At 62.8% G+C, this 18,986-nt stretch carries 20 protein-coding genes and 1 pseudogene; 15 read left to right on the plus strand and 6 right to left on the minus strand.

The window, feature by feature from the left end; translation table 11 throughout:
- Positions 1-276, minus strand: a pseudogene (locus AC1DPX_RS27480) (outer membrane protein); the annotation flags it as partial.
- Between the two features lie 413 nt (positions 277-689).
- On the opposite strand from AC1DPX_RS27480, the gene AC1DPX_RS27485 reads away from it, so the two are divergent.
- The 6 genes from AC1DPX_RS27485 (at position 690) to AC1DPX_RS27510 (ending at position 5,847) form a co-directional block, all read left to right on the plus strand.
- Positions 690-1,454 carry an SDR family oxidoreductase gene (locus AC1DPX_RS27485; protein WP_202355011.1) on the plus strand — a complete coding sequence of 255 codons (765 nt, stop codon included), beginning with the start codon at positions 690-692 and terminating at the stop codon, positions 1,452-1,454.
- Complete coding sequence (uvrC, locus tag AC1DPX_RS27490; RefSeq protein WP_477240544.1) at positions 1,451-3,517, plus strand: excinuclease ABC subunit UvrC; 2,067 nt, start codon at positions 1,451-1,453, stop codon at positions 3,515-3,517. Before AC1DPX_RS27485 ends, uvrC begins: the two co-directional genes overlap by 4 nt.
- Positions 3,518-3,613: 96 nt before the next feature.
- Positions 3,614-4,210 carry a CDP-diacylglycerol--glycerol-3-phosphate 3-phosphatidyltransferase gene (gene pgsA, locus AC1DPX_RS27495; protein ID WP_010915213.1) on the plus strand — a complete coding sequence of 199 codons (597 nt, stop codon included), beginning with the start codon at positions 3,614-3,616 and terminating at the stop codon, positions 4,208-4,210.
- 1 nt (position 4,211) lies between these two features.
- Positions 4,212-4,469, plus strand: coding sequence for a molybdopterin converting factor subunit 1 (moaD, locus tag AC1DPX_RS27500; protein ID WP_027034532.1), 258 nt, complete (start codon positions 4,212-4,214; stop codon positions 4,467-4,469).
- 5 nt (positions 4,470-4,474) lie between these two features.
- Entirely contained in the window at positions 4,475-4,954 is a 480-nt protein-coding gene (locus tag AC1DPX_RS27505) for a molybdenum cofactor biosynthesis protein MoaE (protein WP_202355009.1), read from the plus strand.
- Positions 4,955-5,082: 128 nt separating this feature from the next.
- Positions 5,083-5,847, plus strand: coding sequence for a YbaY family lipoprotein (locus AC1DPX_RS27510; RefSeq protein ID WP_477240546.1), 765 nt, complete (start codon positions 5,083-5,085; stop codon positions 5,845-5,847).
- Positions 5,848-5,907: 60 nt separating this feature from the next.
- Here the strand turns inward: AC1DPX_RS27510 and ndk are convergent, their stop codons facing one another.
- Positions 5,908-6,330: a nucleoside-diphosphate kinase gene (ndk, locus tag AC1DPX_RS27515; protein ID WP_010915217.1), complete on the minus strand. Its 423-nt coding sequence runs from the start codon at positions 6,328-6,330 to the stop codon at positions 5,908-5,910.
- A gap of 245 nt (positions 6,331-6,575) precedes the next feature.
- On the opposite strand from ndk, the gene AC1DPX_RS27520 reads away from it, so the two are divergent.
- Positions 6,576-6,848 (plus strand): DUF2934 domain-containing protein, encoded by a 273-nt coding sequence (locus AC1DPX_RS27520; RefSeq protein ID WP_202355007.1) that lies wholly within the window; start codon positions 6,576-6,578, stop codon positions 6,846-6,848.
- A 72-nt stretch (positions 6,849-6,920) separates the two neighbouring features.
- Here AC1DPX_RS27520 and AC1DPX_RS27525 read toward each other — a convergent pair whose 3' ends face one another.
- Positions 6,921-7,613 carry a glutathione S-transferase family protein gene (locus AC1DPX_RS27525; protein ID WP_477240548.1) on the minus strand — a complete coding sequence of 231 codons (693 nt, stop codon included), beginning with the start codon at positions 7,611-7,613 and terminating at the stop codon, positions 6,921-6,923.
- A gap of 168 nt (positions 7,614-7,781) precedes the next feature.
- Between AC1DPX_RS27525 and AC1DPX_RS27530 the strand changes: the two genes are divergently transcribed.
- A complete protein-coding gene (locus tag AC1DPX_RS27530; RefSeq protein WP_202355005.1) occupies positions 7,782-8,294 on the plus strand; it encodes a DinB family protein in 513 nt (170 codons plus the stop codon).
- A 23-nt stretch (positions 8,295-8,317) separates the two neighbouring features.
- On the opposite strand, the gene AC1DPX_RS27535 is transcribed toward AC1DPX_RS27530, so the two are convergent.
- Both AC1DPX_RS27535 and AC1DPX_RS27540 read right to left on the minus strand, forming a co-directional pair.
- Positions 8,318-8,893 (minus strand): GNAT family N-acetyltransferase, encoded by a 576-nt coding sequence (locus AC1DPX_RS27535; protein ID WP_202355004.1) that lies wholly within the window; start codon positions 8,891-8,893, stop codon positions 8,318-8,320.
- 67 nt (positions 8,894-8,960) lie between these two features.
- Positions 8,961-9,920: a LysR substrate-binding domain-containing protein gene (locus tag AC1DPX_RS27540; RefSeq protein WP_477240550.1), complete on the minus strand. Its 960-nt coding sequence runs from the start codon at positions 9,918-9,920 to the stop codon at positions 8,961-8,963.
- Between the two features lie 112 nt (positions 9,921-10,032).
- Between AC1DPX_RS27540 and AC1DPX_RS27545 the strand changes: the two genes are divergently transcribed.
- From AC1DPX_RS27545 to speB, 7 genes are all read left to right on the plus strand, one after another.
- Entirely contained in the window at positions 10,033-10,869 is an 837-nt protein-coding gene (locus AC1DPX_RS27545) for a hypothetical protein (RefSeq protein WP_202355002.1), read from the plus strand.
- Between the two features lie 45 nt (positions 10,870-10,914).
- Entirely contained in the window at positions 10,915-11,841 is a 927-nt protein-coding gene (locus AC1DPX_RS27550) for a DMT family transporter (protein ID WP_477240552.1), read from the plus strand.
- The gene (locus AC1DPX_RS27555) at positions 11,834-12,037 is read left to right on the plus strand and encodes a hypothetical protein (RefSeq protein WP_010915223.1); all 204 of its coding nucleotides are present in this window, start codon (positions 11,834-11,836) and stop codon (positions 12,035-12,037) included. The genes AC1DPX_RS27550 and AC1DPX_RS27555 overlap by 8 nt, the downstream gene beginning before the upstream one ends.
- 161 nt (positions 12,038-12,198) lie before the next feature.
- The gene (locus AC1DPX_RS27560) at positions 12,199-12,648 is read left to right on the plus strand and encodes a Ros/MucR family transcriptional regulator (RefSeq protein WP_477240554.1); all 450 of its coding nucleotides are present in this window, start codon (positions 12,199-12,201) and stop codon (positions 12,646-12,648) included.
- A gap of 136 nt (positions 12,649-12,784) precedes the next feature.
- The gene (locus AC1DPX_RS27565; protein ID WP_477240556.1) at positions 12,785-14,659 is read left to right on the plus strand and encodes an ABC-F family ATP-binding cassette domain-containing protein; all 1,875 of its coding nucleotides are present in this window, start codon (positions 12,785-12,787) and stop codon (positions 14,657-14,659) included.
- A gap of 82 nt (positions 14,660-14,741) precedes the next feature.
- Positions 14,742-16,862: a molybdopterin-containing oxidoreductase family protein gene (locus AC1DPX_RS27570; protein ID WP_477240558.1), complete on the plus strand. Its 2,121-nt coding sequence runs from the start codon at positions 14,742-14,744 to the stop codon at positions 16,860-16,862.
- Positions 16,863-16,963: 101 nt separating this feature from the next.
- A complete protein-coding gene (gene speB / locus AC1DPX_RS27575) occupies positions 16,964-17,767 on the plus strand; it encodes an agmatinase (RefSeq protein ID WP_477240560.1) in 804 nt (267 codons plus the stop codon).
- 14 nt (positions 17,768-17,781) lie between these two features.
- Here speB and AC1DPX_RS27580 read toward each other — a convergent pair whose 3' ends face one another.
- The gene (locus AC1DPX_RS27580) at positions 17,782-18,969 is read right to left on the minus strand and encodes a flavin-containing monooxygenase (protein WP_477240562.1); all 1,188 of its coding nucleotides are present in this window, start codon (positions 18,967-18,969) and stop codon (positions 17,782-17,784) included.
- Positions 18,970-18,986 lie beyond the last annotated feature (17 nt).

Raw genomic sequence — 18,986 nt, forward strand, 5'->3', positions numbered from 1 at the left:
CTCCTGCTGCCACTGATAGCCGCCGAAGACGCTGCCGACGAAACCCTTGGTGTCGGTTTCAAAACCCAGATCCTTCTCCTTGGTACGGCCGCTGAAGCCGTAGCCAACGTTAAGACCGGCATACGGGCCGGCCCAGGATGCGACGGGCAGTTCGGCAACCGGTGCGGGTGCCGGGGGCTCTTCCTGGACGACGTCTGCGGCATAGGCAGTACCACCGAGGGCGAAGAGCCCGAGCGCAACGGCCAGCGGCCGTGCGAATTTGAGATTGGCTTGCATTGTTCTTTACTCCTTAAGCCACAGGACACAGGCTTGTTTCTCACGATCGCCATCAACCCGTCCGGGGGGTGAAACGGATCTGGCGTTCGTCGGTTCCAAATGTCGTGTCAAAATGCGGCTGAAGCGAACCTGAACTTGGGTCATTCCCCGGCGCGAATGAGGCGGAACCTTGACGTTGCATCTTCGCAACAGCGAAATGTCAGCAGCCATTTCATGCTGCGCTGCACACCGCTTGGTGCAAGGAGTCCAGCGTCCTATATTGCGTTCCGGCGCTTCCGACTCCAAGACGAGTCGGCATGCCGGATCAGGCGTTTCGCCACAATGCCGCCCCAAGTGCGAATGCCGTTTAAGGTATGCCGGGCCATATTTCGTCGGCGCCGTGTTTTTGGCCCGAAAATGAGGATTGACAGCAGATGAGCAAAGCCATTGCCGCGGCCCTTGTGACGGGCGGGGCGAAACGGATCGGCAAGGCAATTGTCGAAGACCTCGCCGGCCATGGTTTTGCCGTCGCCATCCACGCCAATCGCTCGGACGACGAGGCGGATGCCTTGGCCGCGGGGATCAATCGGTCTGGCGGCCGCGCCGCCGTGGTTGGCGCGGACCTGACCGACATGAACGCCGTCAGCGGCCTCGTCGGCCAGGCGGAGGCCGAGCTGGGACCGATCTCCCTGCTGGTCAACAATGCTTCGCTCTTCGTCGACGATTCCGTCGAGGATTTCGATTGGCAGGCCTGGGACCGTCACTTTGCCATCCATGTGAAAACGCCGGCGCTGCTGGCGCAGAATTTCGCCCGCGCCTTGCCTGAAGGGCGCGAGGGCCTGATCGTCAACATCATCGACCAGCGCGTCTGGCGGCCGACGCCGCGCTACTTCTCCTATGCTCTGTCGAAGTCGGCCTTGTGGACCCAGACTCAGATGCTGGCGCAGGCGCTAGGCCCACGCATTCGCGTCAATGCGATCGGTCCTGGCCCGACACTGAAGAATGTGCGCCAGGACGATTCCGATTTTGACGCGCAGGTCGCTGGCCTGATCCTGAAGCGCGGCCCGGAATTGCCGGAATTCGGCGCCACCATCCGCTATCTCTGGGATGCGCGCTCGGTCACCGGTCAGATGATCGCGCTCGATGGCGGCCAGCATCTTGCATGGCAGACGCCCGATGTGACAGGCATGACGGAATGAGTCCTTTAGACCAAAAGAACAAGCCGCGCGGCGGCGCCGATGACCTGCCTCCCGAAATCGACATCGAGGACGAGGCGGTCGAGGAGATCGTCGAACCGACAGGCCCGGATGTCGCCTTCACGGCCATCGACTGGACGCCGCACGCCGGCGATGCCGAAGGCATGGTCGGCGCCGAGGTGATCCAGACGCTGGTCAAGCGGCTGCCCAACGCGCCCGGCGTCTACCGCATGATGAACGCCGCCGGCGACGTGCTCTATGTAGGCAAGGCGCGCAGCCTGAAGAAGCGCGTCACCAATTACGCGCAAGGCCGGTTCCACACCAACCGCATCGGCCGCATGGTGCGCGAGACGTCGACGATGGAATTCGTCGTCACCCGCACCGAGATCGAGGCGCTGCTGCTCGAAGCCAATCTTATCAAGCGCTTGCGGCCGCGATTCAACGTGCTGATGCGCGACGACAAGTCGTTCCCCTATATCCTTTTGACCGGCGACCATGTCTCGCCCGGCATCTACAAGCATCGCGGCGCGCGGTCGCGAAAAGGCGATTATTTCGGCCCCTTTGCTTCGGCCGGCGCCGTCGGCCGCACCATCAATTCGCTGCAGCGCGCCTTCCTGCTGCGTAGCTGCACCAACTCGTTCTACGAGAACCGCACGCGGCCGTGCCTGCTCTACCAGATCAAGCGTTGCGCCGGCCCCTGCACCGGCGAAATCTCGCATGAGGGCTATGCCGAGCTGGTCGCCGAGGCCAAGGATTTCTTGTCCGGCCGCAGCCAGAAGGTGAAGACCGAGATTTCGGCCGCCATGCAGCAAGCGTCCGAAGACCTCGATTTCGAACGTGCCGCCATCTATCGCGATCGGCTGGCCGCCCTGTCGCATGTGCAGAGCCACCAGGGCATCAATCCCGCCACTGTCGACGAGGCCGATGTCTTCGCCATCCATCAGGAGGGCGGCCAGGTCTGCATCCAGGTGTTCTTCTTCCGCACCGGCCAGAACTGGGGCAACCGCGCCTATTTCCCCAAAGCCGATCCCGCGCTGGAAGGATCGGAAGTATTGGGCTCGTTCCTGGCGCAGTTCTATGACGACAAGCCGACGCCGCGGGCCATCCTTCTGTCGCACACGGTCGAGGACCAGGAATTGCTGGCCGAGGCGCTTTCGACCCGCGCCGGCCGCAAGGTTGCGATCTCCGTGCCGCAGCGCGGCGAAAAGAAGGACCTGACCGACAATGCCTTGCAGAACGCCCGCGAGGCGTTGGGCCGCAGGCTGGCCGAGACCTCGACGCAGGGGCGGCTGCTTGCCGGTTTCGCCGAGACCTTCGGCCTGGCCAAGCCGCCGGTGCGCATAGAGGTCTACGACAACTCGCACATCATGGGCACCAATGCGGTCGGCGCCATGGTTGTCGCGGGACCGGAAGGGTTTGTCAAAAACCAGTACCGGAAATTCAACATCCGCTCGACCGAGATCACGCCCGGCGACGATTTCGGCATGATGCGCGAGGTGATGGAACGGCGCTTTTCGCGGCTGCTCAAGGAGCATGGCGATGTCGTGCCCGACAATGCCGCCTCGGCGGAAGCAGGGGATAATATCGAAGACGACATCTCCGGCAGCTTCCCGGCCTGGCCCGACGTCATCCTGATCGATGGCGGCCAGGGCCAGATGACGGCGGTGCGCAAGATTCTCGCCGATCTCGGCATCGAGGACCGCGTCGTGGCGATCGGCATCGCCAAGGGCCAGGACCGCGATGCCGGCCGCGAGCGTTTTTTCGTCAAGGGCAAGGACTCGTTCTCACTGCCGGTGCGCGACCCCGTGCTCTATTTCGTCCAGCGGCTGCGCGACGAGGTCCATCGCTTCGCCATCGGGTCGCACCGGGCGCGGCGCAAGAAGGAGATGGTCAAGAGCCCGCTGGACGAGATCGCCGGCATCGGCCCCGGCCGCAAGCGGGCGCTGCTGCTGGCATTCGGCACCGCCAAGGCCGTCAGCCGTGCCGCGATCGAGGATTTGAGGAAAGTCGACGGCATTTCCGAACAGGTCGCCAAACTGGTCTACAATCATTTCCACGAAAGTTGAAAATTCGGCACTTTCAGCTGGCCAGTCGAATCTGGCCTGTTGACCCCCTACATTGCCTTCTGATTTGAGTACGCAGGTAGAAAGAGTCCACCAGATATGGCCCAGCGCGCGTTCAACCTGCCCAACATGCTGACCTACGCCCGCATCATCGCGGTGCCGCTGGTGGTGCTGTGCTTTTTTCTCGAAGGCCATCTGAAATCGAGCGACTTCGCCCGCTGGTCGGCGCTGGTCATTTTCCTGCTGGCGTCCGTCACCGATTATTTCGACGGCTATTTTGCGCGCGCCTGGCAGCAGACCTCCAACATCGGCAAGATGCTCGACCCGATCGCCGACAAGCTGCTGGTCGCCACCTGCCTTTTGCTGCTGGCGGCCGACACCGATCGCCATGCCGGCATTGCCGGCTGGTCGCTGTGGGCGGCCATCATCATCCTGTGCCGCGAGATTCTGGTCTCGGGCCTGCGCGAATATCTGGCGGCGCTCAAGGTCTCGGTTCCGGTGACGCAGCTCGCCAAATGGAAGACCACCATCCAGATGGTCGCCATCGCCTTCCTGCTGGCGGGGCCGGCCGGCGACAAGATCTTCCCGCTGACGACGCAGACCGGCCTGGTGCTGCTGTGGATCGCCGCACTCGTCACGCTCTACACCGGCTACGACTATTTCCGCGCCGGCCTCAAGCACATCATGGACGAGTGAGATGACGACCCGCCTCATCTATTTTGCCTGGGTGCGCGAACGTATCGGCATGCCTGAAGAGGATGTCGAATTGCCCGCCGGCATCGAGACGGTCGCCGACCTGTTGCGCTGGCTGCAGTCGCGCGGCGAAGGCTACGAGCACGCGTTGCAATATCCCGACGTGATCCGCGTTGCCATCAACCAGGAACATGTCGACCACCGCGAAAAGATAGCGGGCGCACGCGAGATCGCGCTGTTCCCGCCGATGACCGGGGGCTGACACCCATGTCGGCCGTCCTGGCGCCGACCGTGCGCATCCAGCGCGAGGATTTCGACGTCGCCGCCGAGATCGCGGGACTGACTCAAGGCCGCACCGACATTGGTGCGGTGGTTTCTTTCTCCGGCCTCTGCCGCGACGAGCAGGGCGCGCTCTCGGCGCTGGAGCTCGAACATTATCCCGGCATGGCGCAGGCCGAGATCGGCCGCATCGCCGCCGAGGCGGTCGAGCGCTGGCCGCTGCAAGGCCTCACTGTCATCCACCGCCACGGCAAGATTCGCCCCGGCGAGAACATCGTGCTGGTGGTGGCCGCTTCGGCCCATCGCCAGGCCGCGTTCGAGGCAGCGAACTTTCTCATGGACTACCTCAAATCGCGCGCGCCCTTCTGGAAGAAGGAGCATCGCGTTGATGGTTCCGAAGGTGGCTGGGTCGAGGCCAAGGAAACCGACGCGCAGGCGGCAAAGCGCTGGAAGTCACCGCCCGAATAAATCCCGTCGCAGCCATGTATTGACCGCAATCCTTTGGCCAATTGAGCGCACTTGGTCAGCCCAGGACATTGGCAGCCCAAGGTATTGGCAGCCATGGGCATTGGCGGCCCGGGGCAAGGGAGGTGGTCATGCTGGACAGGCTCGCGGAGTTCTTCGTCTTCGGCTTCGTGCCTCTGGTCGTCGGCATCCTGGCGGTGCCGGAACTGTCCGTGGCCGCTGAAAAGGCGGTAAGGGGCGAAGTGATCTATCGCGAACGCATCGCTTTGCCGCCCAGTGCCGTGCTTTCCGTCCAGCTTGCCGATGTCTCGCTGGCCGACGCACCGGCCAGGATCATCGGCGCGCAGACTGTCAAGCCGGCCGGCCAGGTGCCGATCAGCTTCGAGATCAAGTTCGATCCATCGGTGATCCGCTCGCAGATGACCTATGCCTTGCAGGCGCGCATTACCGTCGACGGCAAGTTGATGTTCATCTCCGATATGCGCCATCAGGTCGATCCGCTGACTGACGCGCCGCAGACCATCATGCTGAAGATGGTGGCGTCAGGCACCGAGCCGACGGCGTCCGTCTTCGGCCAGCTCTGGGTGGTCGACTATGTCGATGGCATTGGCGCCATCACCGCGCCGCAGGCGACGTTCCGGGTCAGCGAGGCCGGCAAGGCCGGCGGCAGCGGCCCCTGCAACAGCTATTTCGCCACCGCGAAAGTCGATGGCCAGGCGATCGCCATCAGCGACATCGGCTCGACCTACAAGGCCTGCGCGCCGGAGGTGATGGCCGAGGAAAAGGCCTTGTTCGATGCCTTGGCCAAGGCGGCGTCATACAAGGTCGATGCCGGCAAGCTCACTATCACCGACAAGGACGGCCGCGAAATCCTGCGCTTCAGCGCCGCGAGCTGATTGCCAATAAAAAAGGCCGGCGAAACGCCGGCCTTTTTTATGCGATTTGGCAGTGTCGGTTCAGCCGACGATCTCGGTGTCCGAGAACCAGTACTTGATTTCCTGCGCGGCGGTTTCCGGCGCGTCGGAGCCGTGCACCGAATTCTCGCCGATCGACAGCGCGTGCACCTTGCGGATGGTGCCTTCGGCGGCGTTGGCCGGGTTGGTGGCGCCCATCACTTCGCGGTTCCTGGCAATGGCGTTCTCGCCTTCCAGCACCTGCACGATCGTCGGGGCCGACGACATGAACTCGACCAGCTCGCCGAAGAACGGACGGTCCTTGTGGACGGCGTAAAAGCCTTCGGCCTCACGGCGGCTCATCCAGACGCGGCGCGAAGCGATGACGCGCAGGCCGGCGTCTTCGAGCATCTTGGTGATGGCGCCGGTGAGGTTGCGCCGGGTTGCGTCCGGCTTGATCATGGAAAAGGTGCGTTCGAGCGCCATGGGTCGTCCTTGTCTGAGAATGGAATTGAGAGTGGCGGGCTCTATACAGGCCGCCCTGCCCATTGCCAAGGGGTGAGGAGCGGTCGGCGACGGAAAGCCGAGCGCGCGAGCAAAAGGTCGGAACGCTGCGCGCTTCCGGTCAGGCCGACGAGCCGGGAGATGACATCAGATGGCTGCACAGCAACATTTTGCTTGCTATAGTCATGTGTCGGCGCCGCGCTGAAGTCGGCCCGAATGGAGACAACATGACCATGGCAGACGATCGTCAGGAGCGCATTCGCAACCGCGCACATCAGATCTGGCAGGAAGAGGGGCAACCGGCCGGTCACCACGAACGCCATTGGCACCAGGCGGCGGCCGACATCGATCGGGAGGACGCGGGCAAGCCGTCAGCAGCCAAGAAGCCGGCCAAGAAGGCACCTGCCGCCAGCAAGGCAAAGGCCGCCCCCAAGGAAGAAAAGGTCGCCGCAAAAGCCAGCAAGCCGAAGGTCAGCAAGCCAAAGAAGGCGGCCAAGTAGGCCTGCTATCCCGCCGCTGATTTTCGTCACGGATTGACGGCGAGCTGCCATGCGGGCAGGCGCTTGCGGCTGTCAGGCCGCCGCGGCAACCTTTCGTCCCAGCCCGCCATGCAGGTCAAGGCAACGCGCGAACCATTGCGCCACCACGTCGCTGTCTTCAAGCAACTGGTAGGGCGTGGCGATGCGCGCCCATTGCAACGCGCCGAAGACGATATAATCGGCAAACAGCGGCGAGGCGCCGCCGATGAAAGGCTGGTAGCCCAGCATCGAGCGCAGCGGCTCGAGCGAAGCCCGAAACGACGCCAGGCCGGCGTCGCGCGCCGCGACGACGTCTTCCAACCGCTTGCCGAAGCGCTGCTCCCGGCTCTGCCGGAAATACACGGCGTTCTGTTCGTCCTGCATGGCATGGAGATCGACGAGCGCCGCGGTGGTGACGTAGGGATGAATGGTCAATTGCGACCAGCGCTCGACGAAGCGTGCTGTCGCTTTGCCGCCGTCGCCGGCAAACAGCGTCGGTCGATCCGGATAGACTTCCTCGAGATAGAGCGCGATGGCGAAGGAATCGATGACCACCTTGTCGCCGTCGCGGATCACCGGAACGGTTTTCGAAGCGCCGCCCTCGATGGTGGGGACCTCGAGAAAACGCGTCGGCGCGGTCGAGATGTCGAGCCCCTTGTGGGCCAGCGCCATCGTCGCCTTCCAGCAATGCGGACTGAACGGGCGGCTCTCGTCACGCCCAACGAGCTCATAAAGCAGAATGGTCATTGGCGCGGGTCTCTTTGCGGTCCAGAGCAATTCCAGGAAAAGCACGTAGCGCTTTCCCTTGGGAATTGCGTCAAAACAAACAGTTAGAGCAATTCATCGTTTCCGTGAAACGGTGAATTGCTCTAGGTATCGCTCGCGACACCCCGAAACGGGGCGGCGGGAGAAAAGATGAAACAGCACTTCATGATGTTTGCGGCGTATAATCAATGGGCCAACGGCCGCATCTATGATGCCGCCGCGGACCTCGATGAAGAGGAATTCAATCGCGACGTCGGCGCCTTCTTCGGTTCGCTGATGGGCACCCTCAATCATCTGCTTGCCGCCGATCGCATCTGGATGAAGCGCTTCACCGGCGAGGGCGACGCGCCGACGGCGCTGGATGCCATACTGCACCGGGACTTGCCCAAGCTGAGGACGGCGCGCGAAGCCGAGGACCGGCGGATCATCGACTGGCTCTCCGGCTTGAGCGACAAGGCGCTGTCGGGCCGCTTCACCTATATGACCCTTTCGGACATGCGCACGGTCTCGCAGCGCCTCGCGCCCGCGCTGGCGCATGTCTTCAACCACCAGACCCATCATCGCGGCCAGGCGCATATGATCCTGACGGTTCTGGGCCGTCCTTCCGTGCCGCTCGATCTGGCGTACTTCCAGCGCACCGAAGAGGGCAGGGCCTTCGCCTGATCCACGCGAACGGCCTGCGCCGACTACCGCCGCATCTTCCGCAGGAGCATGGCCTTCACGTCAGGCCATTCGGTATCGATGATGCTGAACCGCACGGAATTGCGCTTCCGGCCGTCCGGCATGATCCGCTCATTGCGAACGATCCCTTCCTGCTTTGCCCCTATCCGCAGAATGGCCGCTCTCGATGCGTCATTGAGTTCATCGGTGGTGAACTGCACCCGCACACACGCCATCACCTCGAAGGCATGGGCCAGCAGAAGGTACTTTGCCTCGGTGTTGACCCCTGATCGCTGAACCGAAGCGCTGAGCCAGGTGTGCCCAATCTCCAATTTTCTGTTCATGCGATCGATCTTCCAGAACCGCGTGCTTCCGCAGATCGCTCCCGTGCCGCGCAGGATGATCGTATAGGGCATGACAGTCCCGGCCCGTCCTCCAGCCAGGGCGCTGGCGACATAGTCATCGATCGTGGCTGGCCCGGGAACCACGGTGGCCGTCAGGTTCCACAGCTCACCGTCCGCGGCTGCACGCAGAAGGCCCTGCGAATGCCCCGGCTGAAGCGGCTTGAGTTCAACAATTTTGCCGACCAAGGTGGGTTGCATGGGTTGGACGTCCACCGTTGGTCCTCAATTTCTGACCGGCGGTCATCGGGGGGCGCCGATCCGGATTTCAGACAGCTTCGGTCGCCAGGTCGCGGAATTCACCGTCCAACTGGCGTTGCGTCAGAGCCGCCTCCGCCATGACCCATTGTTTGAACAGCAGCACCTTGCGTGCGGCAAGGCACTTGTTGGGGGAGACGAAATACCAACCGGCGCTATTCGGATGGTGGACGGCAAAGGGTGCGACCAGCCTCTCGGCGCGAATGTCGCTGGCCATATAGGCGCGGTTGGCCACGGCAAAGCCCATTCCGGCATTGGCGGCCTCGTAGGACATCATGCACGAGTCGAAATAGATGCTTTTGGTCTCGCTGAGCACGAAGCTGGCGCCGGCGAAACCAAGCCAGGATTGCCAGTTCTGGGTGCAGGTGTCCGAATGCAGAAGCGTGAAGTGCCTGAGATCGTCCGGCTCCACCTTTGACACCGGCTTGTCGCCGAGCACCTCATGGAACAATTTGCGGCTGCACACCGGTGTCAGGTCTTCCCGAAACAGCAGGTCGGATGGCAGCCCGTTGAAATGGCCGTCTCCGTAGCGGATTTCGAGATCGAAATCGGAGGCTGTGAACTCGTGTGTCGCGTAGGAGGTCGAAACCCGCATCACGATATCGGGATGTTGCCGCTGGAACTCCGGCAGGCGCGGAAACAGCCAGCGCGCGGCGAAGGTCGGCAGCACGGATATCTTCAGCACATGTTCCTGCGATTGTCCGGTCGCTTCCATGCTGGCGGCGACGATCCGCTCCAGCGCCTCGCGAACGCGCGAGACATAGGTCTCGCCTTCCGGCGTCAGTGACACCGCATTGCCGCCGCGCTGAAAAATCTTGAAGCGCAGCTGATCTTCCAGGCTCTTGACGCGCTGGCTGACCGCTGACGCGGTGATGAACTGCTCCTCGCCGGCTCGCGTGAAATTGCCGTGGCGAGCAGCACTCTCCACGATTTTCAGCGAATTGAGGTTGACCTGACTGAGCAAACGCACGGGCTTCGACCTTAAGCTGGGCTTACACTAGCACCAGCATTCCTAATTTTACAGGGGGGGCTAATTTAATCGACTGTTAACCAAGTGTTTGCCCCCCACTTGGAGAAGTACAATGAACGCACATACCATACCCGAACTGCGCTATGCGATGAGCCGCGAGGCCATTATCGGCCACGAAACGGCCTGGAAAGTGTCGAGTTTCGGCGTCGCACAGTATCTGCATGGCTATGACCCGGCACTGCTCGCCGCAATCGAGGAAGCCGCCCTGAAGCTCAAGGACAGCCATGCCGTGCACAAGCACCTCGACCTGACCTTCATTACCGGCGCCGACCGTTTCATCCCCGAAATCAAAGAGTTGCTGCACGACAAGCTGCGCCTGGAGCGGCTGTCCGACATGATGGGCACGAAGCTGGAGCCCTATCCGCTGTCGATCGTCGGTTCGACGGTCACCTTCATGAATCCCAGGGACGGCGCCGTCGAATGGCATTGCGACGGCGTTCCGGTCACCGAACTCATTCCCTTGTCGATCAGCGACCCGCTGGTCGGTGGCCATCTCGAAATCTATTGCGACGATTCCGAGACCGGCCGCGCGATCCTCGAATCCGGCCGCGAGATCCCGCGCAACCGCATCATGCGCATCGATCACAAGATGAACTACGCGACACTCGGACAGTTCCTTGGCGTCCTGCATCGCACCGCCCCGATCCAGTATGGCGAGCGCGTCACCCTGGTGCTCAACCAGCGTTCGGTGGCCAAGCCCTATGTCGACGATAACAGAATGTTCTATCTCGCCGCCGACAACGATCACGACCGCGAGTGGGTCAACGAATTGGCCGAGGATGTCTGGACCAACCAGTTGCCGGCCTATCGCCGGTTCGAGGCGGAGCATCCGACGCCTGCTCCGGTCGCCGAAGCACAGGTTGCGGGCGGAGCCAGGGAATCATGGTAGTCAACCATGATCCTGAAAAGTGGGAGCCGGTCTTCGGACGAGATCATGGTGCAACACAGGGATAGAGCCTCAGGCCGATTGCTTCGGCATGGTTCAGGTTCAATATCCGCGCTGGTCTTTGCTGCCGGCGCGGTGGCTCTGTGGTCGACCAATGCCTTGGTCGGCAAATCCCTGCTGGCGAACCATCCAGTGTCGCAGGTGCAGTTCCTGCAATTTGCGGGAGCTGCACTGGTCTTCGCCTTGATCCGGTTCATGAGCCGCGAGGAAGCACCGCCAACGGCGCCGGGGACGGCACTCGCTCCTCTCGCGGTCGGCTTCATCGGTCTAGTCGGCACCATGGTGCTGCAGTACATCGCCTTCGCCTCGATGCCGGTGATCGAAGCCAATCTCGTGGCCTACACCTGGCCCTTGATGGTCGCCGCCGCGGTGATCGCTTTCGACAACCCCCGGCGTCCAGTCCTGCTGGGCCTCGCCGCGGCCCTTGGCTTCTTCGGCGTCGCGCTGGTGATTTCGGGAGGGCGTCAGAGCAGCTGGTTCCAGGGCGATCTGATCGGCTATTTCGCCGCATTCGGGTCTGCGCTGTGCATGGCTTTCTATTCGGTGATGGTGGGACGGCTGGCCATTTCGCCCGATCGCCTGCTGCTGCCTTCGTCGCTGGTCGGCGTCGCTTTGACGCTTCTATGGTCCGCTGGCGAAGTTGCCCCCTGGCCCGCCGGCATGGATCTCGCCCTCGGGCTCTACCTCGGCGCCGGCCCGATGGGGCTGGGTTATTACTTCTGGTCGCGCGCCTTGAAACTCGAAGGCAGCGGCAAGGTCGCGGTCGTCGCCTACCTCACGCCGATTGCATCGACGTTGCTGCTGACCTTGTCCGGTGAACGGTTGACGACGACTGCCATTGCGGGCGCTGTCCTCGTCATCGGCAGTTGTATCGCGGTCGGTCTGGAGCGGTCGGAGGCGCAAGACTATGTTTGACGACAATGAACGTCTCGCCAGGCAGGAAGCGCATTGGCTGATCAAGGAATTTGGCGCCGAGGCACCGCTTTACGCGGCGATGAAGGCTGAAAAGGCGATTGAGCAGAAGGATTTTGGGCGCTGTGCCCGTTGGCGGCGTATTCTTGAGATATTGGCCGACGCCCGGACAACCAAGTCTGCCGCTTCCAAGTATTAGATTTTCTAATTTGCGCAGCGTCGATTTCCCATAAAAATAGTTGACGCCAAGTCTTGATTCGTTTTGGCGCTTGGCGACCCGCTGGGGGACGCGGTTAAAGAGATACATCGACAAAAGTCTTCGCTGGGGTGGATGACTTTGTCGCAAATAGGGTGAAAGAATTGTCAAATATCGAGGATAAGACTGTTATCGAGCTAACCGCCGATATCGTCTCGGCCTATGTCGGCAACAATCCGCTTCCAGCTTCCGGCCTGCCTGACCTGATCGCCAGCGTCAGCGCTTCGGTTCGCAAACTGGCTGGTGCGGCCGTTGTGGAAAGCCCGAGTCTGGTTCCGGCCGTCAATCCGAAAAAGTCGGTGTTTCCCGACTATATCGTCTGCCTGGAGGACGGAAAGAAGTTCAAGTCGCTCAAGCGGCACCTTCGGACGGATTACGGCCTGAGCCCGGACGACTATCGGGCCAAATGGGGCCTGCCGCCGGATTATCCGATGGTTGCGCCGAACTACTCGGCGACCCGGTCGGCGCTGGCGAAGTCGACGGGGCTTGGCCGCAAACCCGCGGCAGTACCGGCCGCCGTGGCAAAGGGAACCAAGCGCAAGGCGACTGCCTGAGCGTTGCTCGGCCAACTGGCGAGCCACTGACCGGCTGCCTTGACGGCGCGATTGTGTGCGCCGTCTTCAAGCCTTGTGCGGCCAACCGGCCCACAAGGTCTTGCGAAGCGCCGGTGTCCGGTGCAAAAGCGCGGCCATGCTTATCATCAATGATCTATCGCTCCGCATGGCCGGGCGCCTGCTTCTGGACCATGCCTCGCTGACCTTGCCGGCCGGCACCAAGGCCGGCCTTGTCGGTCGCAACGGCACCGGCAAGACGACGCTGTTCAAGGCCATCACAGGCGATTTTCCCTCTGAGACCGGTTCGATCAGCCTGCCGAAGAACACACGCATCGGCCAGGTTGCGCAGGAAGCGCCCGGAACCGAGGAGCCGCTGATCGAGATCGTGCTCAAGGCCGACCTCGAACGCACGGCGCTGCTCGAGGAGGAAAAGACCGCCACCGATCCGCACCGCATCGCAGACATCCACATGCGGCTGGCCGACATCGACGCGCATTCGGCCGAGTCGCGCGCGGCCACCATCCTGGCCGGCCTCGGCTTCGACGACGCGGCGCAGCACCGGCCGGCCTCGTCCTTCTCCGGCGGCTGGCGCATGCGCGTGGCGCTCGCTGCCGTGCTGTTTTCGGAACCCGACCTTCTGCTGCTCGACGAGCCGACCAACTATCTCGATCTCGAAGGCACGCTGTGGCTGGAAAACTACGTGTCGAAATACCCGCACACCGTGCTTCTGATCTCGCATGACCGCGACCTGCTCAATCGCGCCGTCAACTCGATCGTTCATCTCGACCAGAAGAAGCTGACCTTCTGGCGCGGCGGCTACGACCAGTTCGAGCGCCAGTACACAGAGCAGAAGGAATTGCAGGAAAAGGGCCGCGTCAAGCAGGAAGCTGCCCGCAAGCACATGGAATCCTTCGTCGAGCGTTTTCGCGCCAAGGCGTCCAAGGCAAGGCAGGCGCAGTCGCGCATCAAGGCACTGGAAAAGATGAAGCCGATCGCGGCGATCGTGAACGATTCTGTGCGGCCATTCTCCTTCCCTGAGCCGGTGAAGACGGTTGCCTCGCCGATCGTGGCGCTGAACAACGTCAATGTCGGCTATACCGAGGGCCAGCCGATCCTGAAGAAGATGACGCTGCGCATCGACGCCGACGACCGCATCGCGCTGCTCGGCGCCAACGGCAACGGCAAGTCGACCTTCGCCAAATTGCTGTCCGGCCGGCTGAAGCAGGAGACCGGCACGATGACGGTGGCGCCCGGGCTGAAGGTGGCGATCTTCGCCCAGCACCAGCTCGACGATCTCCGCCCGGAAGAAAACGCCTATGAGCATGTGCGCCGGCTGATGCCGGAGGCCCCGGAATCGAAGGTGCGCGGCCGCGTCGCCCAGTTCGGCCTGACGACCGAGAAGATGAACACGCCCGCCAAGGACCTGTCCGGTGGCGAGAAGGCGCGCCTTCTGATGGGCCTGTCGGCCTTCGAGGGGCCGAACCTGTTCATCCTCGACGAGCCGACCAACCATCTCGACATCGACAGCCGCGAATCGCTGATCCATGCGCTCAACGAATTTCCCGGCGCCGTCATCCTGATCTCGCACGACCGCCATCTGCTCGAGGCGACGGCCGACCGGCTGTGGCTGGTCAAGGATGGCGCGGTCAACCCGTATGACGGCGATCTGGAGGACTACAAGACGCTGGTCACCGGCGTGTCAGACCGTCGCGGCAAGCGCGAAGCCGAAAAGGCGTCAAAAGCCGACCGCCGCCGCGACGCGGCCGCGCGCCGTGCGGCCTTCGAACCGCTGGCCAAGGAAATCCGCGCCACCGAAGCGCTGATGGACCGCATCCGCAAGCGCATCGACGGCATCGAGGACGAACTGGCCAATCCGGCRATCTATGAAAAGGATCCCTCGACCGCGACGAGGCTCGCCAAGGAGCGCTCGCAGTTGGCGCAACAGCTTTCCGGCCACGAGGAAAAGTGGCTGACCATGTCGGCTGAGTACGAGGAAGGCACGGCGGAATGAAGAGCGCAATCTCCCCACGAGGGGGAGATTGGTCAATCATCTGGCCCTACACGCGCTCTTTGAAACCCGCTAGACATGCCGCATGAACCAGCACGCCAAGCTTCGTATCGGCCATTCGGCCTGTCCGCATGATTGCCCGTCGACCTGTGCGCTCGAGGTCGAGCTGCTCGATGGCAACCGCATCGGCCGCGTCCATGGCGCCAAGGCCAACAGCTACACATCCGGTGTCGTCTGCGCCAAGGTCGCCCGCTACGCTGACCGCGTGCATCACCCCGACCGGCTGCTGAAGCCGCTGATCCGCGCCGGGGCCAAGGGCGACGGCGTCTGGAAGGAAGCGAGCTGGGAGGCCGCACTCGACCTTGTCGCCGAGAAATTCATCGCGGCCGAGGCGAAATACGGCTCGGAAACGGTCTGGCCCTATTTTTATGCCGGCACGATGGGGCTGGTGCAGCGGGACGGCATCGACCGGCTGCGTCATGCCAAGAAATATTCGGGCTTCTTCGGATCGATCTGCACCAATCTCGCCTGGACCGGCTGGATGATGGGGGCGGGCGCCTTGCGTGGACCCGACCCGCGCGAAATGGCGAAGTCCGACTGCGTGGTGATCTGGGGCACCAATGCCGTGGTTACACAGGTCAATGTCATGACCCATGCCATCAAGGCGCGGAAGGAACGCGGCGCTAAAATCGTCGTCATCGACGTCTATGAAAACGCGACGATGAAGCAGGCCGATATGGGCCTGGTGCTGAAACCCGGCACCGACGGAGCGCTGGCCTGCGCGGTCATGCATGTGCTGTTCAGGGAAGGCTTGGCCGACCGCGCCTATCTCTCGAAATACACTGACGATCCCGCCGGGCTGGAAGCGCATCTGAAGACACGTACACCGGAATGGGCCTCCGCGATTACCGGCCTTGGCGTCGCCGAAATCGAGGCCTTCGCGCGATTGGTCGGCACGACCAGGAGAACCTATTTCCGCCTCGGCTACGGTTTTGCCCGCCAGCGCAACGGCGCCGTCAACATGCATGCCGCCTCTTGCATCGCCGCGGTCACCGGCAGCTGGCAATATGAAGGCGGTGGCGCCTTCCATTCGAACTCCGGCATCTTCAAGCTCAACCAGGAGGTACTGGAAGGCTCAAGGATGCGCGATCCGTCGATCCGCTACCTTGACCATTCGCGCATCGGCCCGGTGCTGACCGGCGCCAGTGACGCGCTTTATGGCGGGCCGCCGGTGACGGCGATGCTGATCCAGAACACCAATCCGGTGAATGTCGCGCCCGAGCAGCGGCTGGTGAAGCAGGGTTTTTTGCGCGAGGACCTGTTCACTTGCGTGCACGAGCAGTTCATGACCGACACGGCCAGGCTTGCCGATGTCGTGCTGCCGGCGACGATGTTTCTCGAGCATGACGACGTCTACAAGGGCGGTGGCAACCAGCACATCACGTTGGGGCCGAAGCTGATCGAGCCGCCGGAAGGGCCGCGCACCAACCATTTCGTCATCGAACAACTGGCCGAGCGCCTGGGGGTCGCCGATCGTCCGGGCTTCGGCCTGACCGAACAGCAGCATATCGACATCATTCTCGGCAAGCGCGGGCTGGGCAGCTTCGACAGCCTGAAGGAGCAGAAATGGGTCGATCTGCAGCCGGATTTCGAGACCGCGCATTTCATCAAGGGGTTTGGCCACGCGGATGGAAAATTCCGCTTCCGCGCCGACTGGACCGGCCAGGCGGCTCCCAACCGGCCGCCGAAGAGCATGGGCCTGTTCGGGCCGGTGGAACGGCTGCCTGAGTTTCCCGACCATGTCGACCTGATCGAGGTGGCCGATGAGGCGCATCCCTTCCGGCTGACGACCTCGCCGGCGCGCAACTTCCTCAATTCGACCTTTGCCGAGACGCCGGTGTCGAAGGAAAAGGAAGGCAGGCCGGCGCTGCTCCTGCATCCCGACGATGCAGCCGACCTCGGGCTTGCCGACGGCGACCGTGTCGAGGTCGGCAACCGGCGCGGCGACCTGGTGCTGCACGCGAAATTCTTCGAAGGCATCAAGCGCGGCGTGGTGATCGCCGAGGGCATCTGGCCAAACAGCGCGCATGAACGCGGCGAGGGTATCAACGTGCTGACCGGCGCCGATGCACCCGCGCCCTATGGCGGCGCCGCTTTCCACGACAACAAGGTCTGGCTGCGCAAGGCGGACGAGCTGACGGCCTAGACGATCTCCATTCCTGGGGCGTGGCTGGCCCAAACAGCTGTCATCGCAACGGCCAACTCAGGCCGTTATAGAGGGCGTTCTCCGCATCGGGGAGGATGTCGATGGCAGGCGCGATCTCGCTTCTGGGAATACCGCACGACGAGAACTCGTCCTATCTGCGCGGCCCGGCCGAGGCGCCGGCGCTGATCCGGCGCGAGATGCATTCCGATGCCCACAGCTCGTGGAGCGAAACCGGCTTCGATCTGGCGGATCGCTTCCTCGACCATGGCGACATCGACTTTGCGAGCGCGGGTGATCCCTGGGAACGGATMGAAAGCGAGGTCGGCCGCGCGCTGAATGCCGGCCATCCGCTGATCAGCCTGGGTGGCGATCATGCCATTGCCTGGCCGGTCCTGCGTGCCGTGCGGCGGCGCCACCCCAGCCTGACGATCGTCCAAATCGATGCACACCCCGATATCTATCCTGCCTATCAGGGCAATTTGCACTCGCACACCTCGTCCTTCGCCCGCATCATGGAGGAGCGGTTGGCCGACCGGTTGATCCAGATTGGCCTGCGCACCCTCAACGACGACCTTCGCGACCAGATCAGGCGCTTCGGCATCGAGGTGGTCGAGGCGCGTCATGTCAGCGAGGGTCTGCGGCTCGACCTCACGACACCAGTCTATATCTCGATGGATCTCGACGGGCTCGACCCCGCCTTTGCACCCGGCGTCTCTCACCGCGAACCGGGCGGGCTGTCGACCCGGCAGGTCATCAGCCTCATTCAAGGCATCGACCAACCGATCGTCGCCGCCGATATCATCGAGTACAATCCGCGACAGGATCTCTCCAACATGACGGCCCTCGTCGCCGCCAAGCTGACGAAGGAGATCGCCGGCATGATGCTGAAGACCGCACTGGGATAAAGGCAGGTCGCAGATCAAACCGGCAGGATTTCAGCCGCTTTTTTCCGGTTCAGCCGGTGACGGATGTCATCGGCGATTGCCTGGGCCTCGATCCCGATTTCACGCAGCAATCCGGTGACCGCATTGTGGAAGCCGATGAGGTAGAGGCCGAGATCCGAGGCTTTGGGGGTAACGCCGCTGCGGTCCGGCTGGATGCCGGGCTCAAGAAATCTGGCATAGCCCGGCCGGTAGCCGGTGGCGAAGATGATCGCGTCGAACTCGACGTGCTTGCCGTCGGCAAAACGGGCGCCGCTCTCGGAGATCTCGGAGATATCAGGCGCGACTTTGATCGCGCCTTCACGGATCTTGCCGATGGTGCCGACGTCGATCACCGGAATGCGCGATGCAATTGCAATCTGTTCCAGCAGCCCCTGTCCCGGCCGTCTGAGCCCGTATTTTTCCAACCGGCCCAGCACCAGGTCGAGAATGACCGGGAAAAGCAGATCGTTGAGGCGTTGCGGACCGAGGCGCGCCGCCATGCCGACCATCTGGATGGGCACGCCGAACATTTCGCGCGGCACGATATGAACGCCGCCGCGCACGGAAATGGTTGGCTGCGCGCCGTTTTCGGCCAGATCGAGCGCAATTTCCGCGCCGGTGTTGCCCATGCCGACGATCAGCACCGACTGACCGGCGAAAGGCGCGGCATTGCGATAGTCGGCGCTGTGCAGTGTCTTGCCGGTGAAGGTCTCGATGCCGGCAAATCCGGGTCGCAAGGGCTCGGCATTGTAGCCTGAGGCGATCACCACATGCTTGGCGCGCAACGACCCGGAGCTCGCGTCCACACGCCAGCCACGGCCCTCCCGGCTGACCGCGTTGATCGTTTCTCCGAAGCGAGGCTTGAGGTCGAATCGTTGCGCATAGGCATCGAGATAGTCGACGAAGAGCGCGCGCGGCACATAACGCGGATAGTGTGTGGGAAAGGGCACGAAGGGCAGCGACGAATAGCGCTTGGTCGTATGCAGATGGACGCGCTCGTAATGGCGCCGCCAGGCGGGTGCTGCCTGCTGCTCTTTCTCGAGAAGGGTGAAATCGACGCCGGCCTGCCGCAGGCATGCGGCGACGGCCAGGCCCGCCGGCCCGGCACCGATGATCGCTACTGGAATGATATCGTCCAAATGCGCCTCCCAACTCAATTCGCGTGCTGAGGATGTCAAAAGCATGGCTTGACGGGCTAGAG

The sequence above is a fragment of the Mesorhizobium sp. 01N446 genome, from assembly GCF_056399285.1.

What these genes read in the sequence shown, in the direction of transcription:
- AC1DPX_RS27485 (WP_202355011.1), top strand. Translation starts at nt 690, where the DNA reads ATGAGCAAAGCCATTGCCGCGGCCCTTGTGACGGGCGGGGCGAAACGG.
- uvrC (WP_477240544.1), top strand. Translation starts at nt 1,451, where the DNA reads ATGAGTCCTTTAGACCAAAAGAACAAGCCGCGCGGCGGCGCCGATGAC.
- pgsA (WP_010915213.1), top strand. Translation starts at nt 3,614, where the DNA reads ATGGCCCAGCGCGCGTTCAACCTGCCCAACATGCTGACCTACGCCCGC.
- moaD (WP_027034532.1), top strand. Translation starts at nt 4,212, where the DNA reads ATGACGACCCGCCTCATCTATTTTGCCTGGGTGCGCGAACGTATCGGC.
- AC1DPX_RS27505 (WP_202355009.1), top strand. Translation starts at nt 4,475, where the DNA reads ATGTCGGCCGTCCTGGCGCCGACCGTGCGCATCCAGCGCGAGGATTTC.
- AC1DPX_RS27510 (WP_477240546.1), top strand. Translation starts at nt 5,083, where the DNA reads ATGCTGGACAGGCTCGCGGAGTTCTTCGTCTTCGGCTTCGTGCCTCTG.
- ndk (WP_010915217.1), bottom strand. Translation starts at nt 6,330, where the DNA reads ATGGCGCTCGAACGCACCTTTTCCATGATCAAGCCGGACGCAACCCGG.
- AC1DPX_RS27520 (WP_202355007.1), top strand. Translation starts at nt 6,576, where the DNA reads ATGACCATGGCAGACGATCGTCAGGAGCGCATTCGCAACCGCGCACAT.
- AC1DPX_RS27525 (WP_477240548.1), bottom strand. Translation starts at nt 7,613, where the DNA reads ATGACCATTCTGCTTTATGAGCTCGTTGGGCGTGACGAGAGCCGCCCG.
- AC1DPX_RS27530 (WP_202355005.1), top strand. Translation starts at nt 7,782, where the DNA reads ATGAAACAGCACTTCATGATGTTTGCGGCGTATAATCAATGGGCCAAC.
- AC1DPX_RS27535 (WP_202355004.1), bottom strand. Translation starts at nt 8,893, where the DNA reads ATGCAACCCACCTTGGTCGGCAAAATTGTTGAACTCAAGCCGCTTCAG.
- AC1DPX_RS27545 (WP_202355002.1), top strand. Translation starts at nt 10,033, where the DNA reads ATGAACGCACATACCATACCCGAACTGCGCTATGCGATGAGCCGCGAG.
- AC1DPX_RS27550 (WP_477240552.1), top strand. Translation starts at nt 10,915, where the DNA reads ATGGTGCAACACAGGGATAGAGCCTCAGGCCGATTGCTTCGGCATGGT.
- AC1DPX_RS27555 (WP_010915223.1), top strand. Translation starts at nt 11,834, where the DNA reads ATGTTTGACGACAATGAACGTCTCGCCAGGCAGGAAGCGCATTGGCTG.
- AC1DPX_RS27570 (WP_477240558.1), top strand. Translation starts at nt 14,742, where the DNA reads ATGAACCAGCACGCCAAGCTTCGTATCGGCCATTCGGCCTGTCCGCAT.
- AC1DPX_RS27580 (WP_477240562.1), bottom strand. Translation starts at nt 18,969, where the DNA reads ATGCTTTTGACATCCTCAGCACGCGAATTGAGTTGGGAGGCGCATTTG.